Below are 4,673 nucleotides of genomic sequence, written 5' to 3'. Positions count from 1 at the left end.
ATTCGTAATTCGTAATTCGTAATTCGTAATTCGTAATTCGTAATTCGTAATTCGTAATTCGTAAATTACCCTTTGTATTCTACTTTTTTTGCGCCTTCAAGAACCGTTTCTTTCATCGATTCCATGTAGTCGCTCAATACTTTTTGAAGATCCGGATTAGTCGCTCCTAAGATTTTTGCAGCCAGGATTCCTGCGTTTTTTGCGGCATTAATCGCAACTGTTGCAACCGGAATTCCATTCGGCATCTGAACGATTGAAAGCAAACTGTCCCAACCATCGATGGAATTGCTGGATTTGATCGGAACACCAACAACCGGAAGCGGAGTCAGACTCGCTGTCATTCCCGGTAAATGAGCTGCACCTCCCGCTCCGGCAATAATAACCTGGATTCCTCTTTCGGAAGCCGTTTTTGCATACTCAAACATGCGCTCGGGAGTACGGTGTGCAGAAACAATGGTTAACTCATAAGGTACTCCGAATTGCTTTAAAATTTCAGCTGCTTCTTGCATAATTGGCAGGTCTGAAGTACTGCCCATGATAATTCCAACCATTTGTTTCAATTTTGTTTGCAAATCTAACGAATAATACACTATCGTTGAAAACTATTCCCCGATTGTGAAGTATTTCCACCCGTTTTTATTGAATTTTCTGTTAGTTTTGGTCTTCGTCCAACTTAAATTATGAATAAAACGATACTAATACTCGTGTGTGCTTTTTTGGTACCATGGAGCGCGCAACTACTTGCTCAAACTACTTTCATTACCGACAATTTTGAGAATTCCTTTTCCTGGAATACAGTGAGTACTTCCGGTCCGAATCAATGGGTTCAGGGATCCTGCACGAATAACGGCGGAAATAAGGCGCTGTACATCAGTTCGGGAGGAACAACCAATGATTGCACACCGACAGGAATTCAACATTACGGATATGCCAACGCAGCAGCAGGAACAGAAACGGCCATTGTTTACCGCGAGGTCAATGCAAGCTGTTTCAGTGCCATGACCGTATTAGCAGACATACAAATCGAAGGAGAAAGCGGACTTGATTACCTGGAATTGGTCATCAGTACAAATTCCGGGGCAAGCTGGGCACCTGTTTCTACCCAATTAGTGGCAAATGCTTCTTATTCCGCGTTTAGTCAGCTTCTCCCGGGAAGTTTTGACAACAGTGTTTTCTGGCTCGGCTTCCGCTTCACCTACAACAATTCAAATATCGGAAACAAAGCTCCGGCTGTGGACAATTTCCGGATTCAGGGAACTTCGTCGGATGTAACTCCGCCAACCATTACCTGTCCGTCTCCGGCATCCGTTTATTCGGACGAACTTTGTGTGTTTACACTACCGGATTACGGTGCTTTGGCAACTGTCAATGACGCCTGTGGAATCGTTTCGGTTATTCAGTCTCCGGCAATCGGAAGTACGGTAAACGGCAACACAACCATTACACTTCAGGCAGTAGATCCTTCCGGAAACAACACAAGTTGCAACTTCACGCTGACAGTTTTAGACACTGTTCCTCCAAAACCAACTTGTCCGTCCCTGGATACAGTTTACGCTTCAGCATCGTGTACGGGAATTGTTCCGAACCTGGTTCCGGACGTAACTGTTATTGTTGAATATTGTACTCCTTTCGGATCACTTGCTTTCAGCCAAAATCCGGCACCGGGAGCTCCGTTGAATGCAACACAAAACGTAACCGTAACCGTGACAGATCTTGCAGGAAACTCGGGAAGCTGTTTCACACATGTGCTTTTGTTTGATACGATTTCACCACACATCACTTGTCCGGCAAACCAAACAGTTTCAACCAACAACGGTTGTGCTTACGATATGGGAACTTTCACCACGCAGGCAACCGTAGTCGATAATTGCTCAACCGTATTTTCTTTAAATCAAAGTCCTGCCGTAGGAAACACGCTTCCGGTTGGTCCGAATAACGTAACCATTCAGGCAATCGACGGCGAAGGAAATGCCCAGGTTTGTCAGTTTGTATTGACGGTTCAAGATCTGACATTGCCGGTAATCAATTGCCCTACCGGAATTACAGCTCCGGTCAACAATCAGTGTTTGGCTTTGGTCGGAAACTTGGTTCCGCTTGTTTCCGGGACAGATAACTGTACGGCAAGCAACCAATTGGTATTTGCTCAAAACAAACCGGCAACATTGCTGTTTTCAGACACGATTACTGTTTTGATGACTGCGATTGATTTGAACGGAAACATCGGAAGCTGTACGATTTTCATTACGGCAATCGACACATTAGCTCCGGTCGTAACGTGTTTAAGCGATACGAGTTTGGCAATTTCAGGAAACTGCTCGATGACCATTCCGAATTTGAGCGGAACCCACAGCGCAGTTGAAAACTGTGCCCCTTCCAACTTATTGACTATTTCTCAAAACCCGCTTCCGGGAACGGTTGTTACCAACCCGGTGGGAATTGTGATTTCGTATACGGACACTTCCGGAAATGTAGGAACCTGTGTTACACAAGCGGTTCCAATCGAATCAATCGCTCCGACCATTACTTGTCCGCCGGCGCAAACGGTCAACAACGGAGTTTCCTGTTATGCTTTGATCACAGATTTAACCGCTTTGGCAACCGTAACGGACAATTGCTCGGGTTATTCCCTGACGCAATTACCAGCAGCAGGAACCAACCTGATTTCGGGAACGCATAATGTGCTGATTACCGTGACGGATTTGGCAGGAAACAGTGCTTCCTGTACCACCACTTTCACCATCATCGAAACACAGGCCCCTTCCATTACCTGTCCGGGAAATATTTCTACCTGTAATCCATTGATTACATACACCAACCCGGTTGGAACGGACAATTGTTACTTTACCATTTCGCAAACAGATCTTTCGGGGTTCTCTTCCGGTGATATTTTCCCTGTTGGAACAACTACACAAACTTATCAGATTGAAGATTCTTCCGGAAATACCAGTTCTTGTTCATTCACTGTTCAGGTACTGCAATATCCGGACACTGCTTTTGTCCCGAACAGCCTGATTTACCTTTGTGATACCTATACAACGAGCATCGCAGCACAAGCCATTCAATCCGGAACGGGATCGTGGAATATGCTGACTGGAGGTGGAACAATTACCAGTCCGAACGCAACGCAAACAACGGTTCAAAACCTTTCTTTGGGAACAAATACATTCGAATGGGTGGTGACTTCTCCTACTTGCGGATCTCGGCGGGATACCGTAAGAATTGATGTAAACATGCCTCCTCCACAGGCAAGTCTTCCGGATTCCATGTATGCATGTGCAACGACAAGCTACATCATCCAGGCAAATAGCCCGGGAAACAATGCTCAGGGAACCTGGTCGAGCAATTCTGCTATCACAATCAACAATATTCATGCTCCGGTTGCGACTATTTTGTCCATTCCGGCAGGATATCACACCTTGTATTGGACAATCTCCACAAACGGATGTCCGAGCACGGTCGACAGCAGTATTATTTACAAACCGATTCAAGCGGCTGTTCTTACCAATGACACGACTTTGTGCTTGAATCAGCTTCCGATTAACCTGCACGGAAGCGATGCCGGATTTGATCAATCAACTTACTGGATCGAATTGGCAGGTAATGCAACCTTGACGAATAAATACAATGCAAATACAAAACTCACAGGAGCTGCTCCGGGAGATTTGGTTTTGTTGTACAAACTCGTTCATGATTTCTGTGGTTCGACGCAAGATACCTTGCGAATTCACCTGGATATGTGCGGTGAAGGCTCATTCGAAATCCCGACCGTGTTTACACCAAACCATGACGGGGATAACGACAAATTCATCATTCCGAATCTGCATGAAACCTATCCGGATTGTAACGTCATGATTATTAACCGCTGGGGATCCAAAGTATTCGAATCCAAAGGATATGCCGAACCGTGGGACGGAACTTTCAAAGGTGAAGAACTTCCACTCGGAACGTACTTCTACGAGATCGTTTCTCCGAACAACGATTTCAAAACGCTAAAAGGTTCAATCAGTATCATTCGTTAATCCTTGTCAATCATGAAAAAAATCATATTTATATCATCTATTCTGGTTGCTGGATTCACTTTCGGACAACAGGATATTCAATTCACACAAACCGCATCGTCTCCGTTTTTAATCAATCCTGCTGCGGGAGGAATGATGAACGTAGCTGAGGTGACGCTTGGAAACCGCCTGCAATACGCCGGAGTTGACGGAAGACCAATGACCACTTTTGCAGGAATTCAAAGCATGGTGCGTTTCAAAAAACGCAAATCAAAAGCACTTCTCGGTGAACTGGCTTCGATCGGTCAAACTTTTTACAGCACACCGCAGCGAACCGTCGGTTACAAACAGGTTGCCGGGCTGACTTTCATCAACGATGTGATCGGTCCGTTTACCAGAACGAGTGTGAAAGGAAATATCGGAGTGCACATTCCGTTGTCGCAAAAATTAAATGCCGGAGTCGGCATCGGGTTGGGTTGGTCCAATTTCGGGATCGACGCTTCAAAAGTCACACTTGGTTCTGCCAACGATAAAGCGTATACGAATTACCTGGGAATTTCTGCACGACAAAATTACCTTGACGCCCAGGCAGGACTGGTTATTTACAACGACCGGTTGTTGGTCAGCGTAAGCGGAAGCCAAATCTTTAAGAATAAAGTGCGTTTAAGTGATGTA

The 4,673-nt window shown here is 45.3% G+C and carries 3 protein-coding genes; 2 read left to right on the top strand and 1 reads right to left on the bottom strand.

Going from position 1 to position 4,673, the window contains the following annotated elements:
- Positions 1-65: 65 nt before the first annotated feature.
- A complete protein-coding gene (gene purE, locus Q1V93_RS02140; protein ID WP_300660804.1) occupies positions 66-551 on the bottom strand; it encodes a 5-(carboxyamino)imidazole ribonucleotide mutase in 486 nt (161 codons plus the stop codon).
- A 129-nt stretch (positions 552-680) separates the two neighbouring features.
- On the opposite strand from purE, the gene Q1V93_RS02135 reads away from it, so the two are divergent.
- Together Q1V93_RS02135 and Q1V93_RS02130 are read left to right on the top strand one after the other, a co-directional pair.
- Positions 681-4,019: an HYR domain-containing protein gene (locus Q1V93_RS02135; RefSeq protein ID WP_300660803.1), complete on the top strand. Its 3,339-nt coding sequence runs from the start codon at positions 681-683 to the stop codon at positions 4,017-4,019.
- Between the two features lie 12 nt (positions 4,020-4,031).
- Positions 4,032-4,673, top strand: a 642-nt coding sequence (locus Q1V93_RS02130) for a PorP/SprF family type IX secretion system membrane protein (RefSeq protein ID WP_300660801.1), incomplete at its 3' end; no start/stop codon positions are given.

Origin of the sequence: Fluviicola sp. (assembly GCF_030151805.1) — a bacterium.
In the GTDB taxonomy this organism is placed as follows: Bacteria; Bacteroidota; Bacteroidia; order Flavobacteriales_D; family Crocinitomicaceae; genus Fluviicola.
Note: the sequence above shows the minus strand (reverse complement) of the source record. Positions and strands in the feature narration are given on the sequence as shown.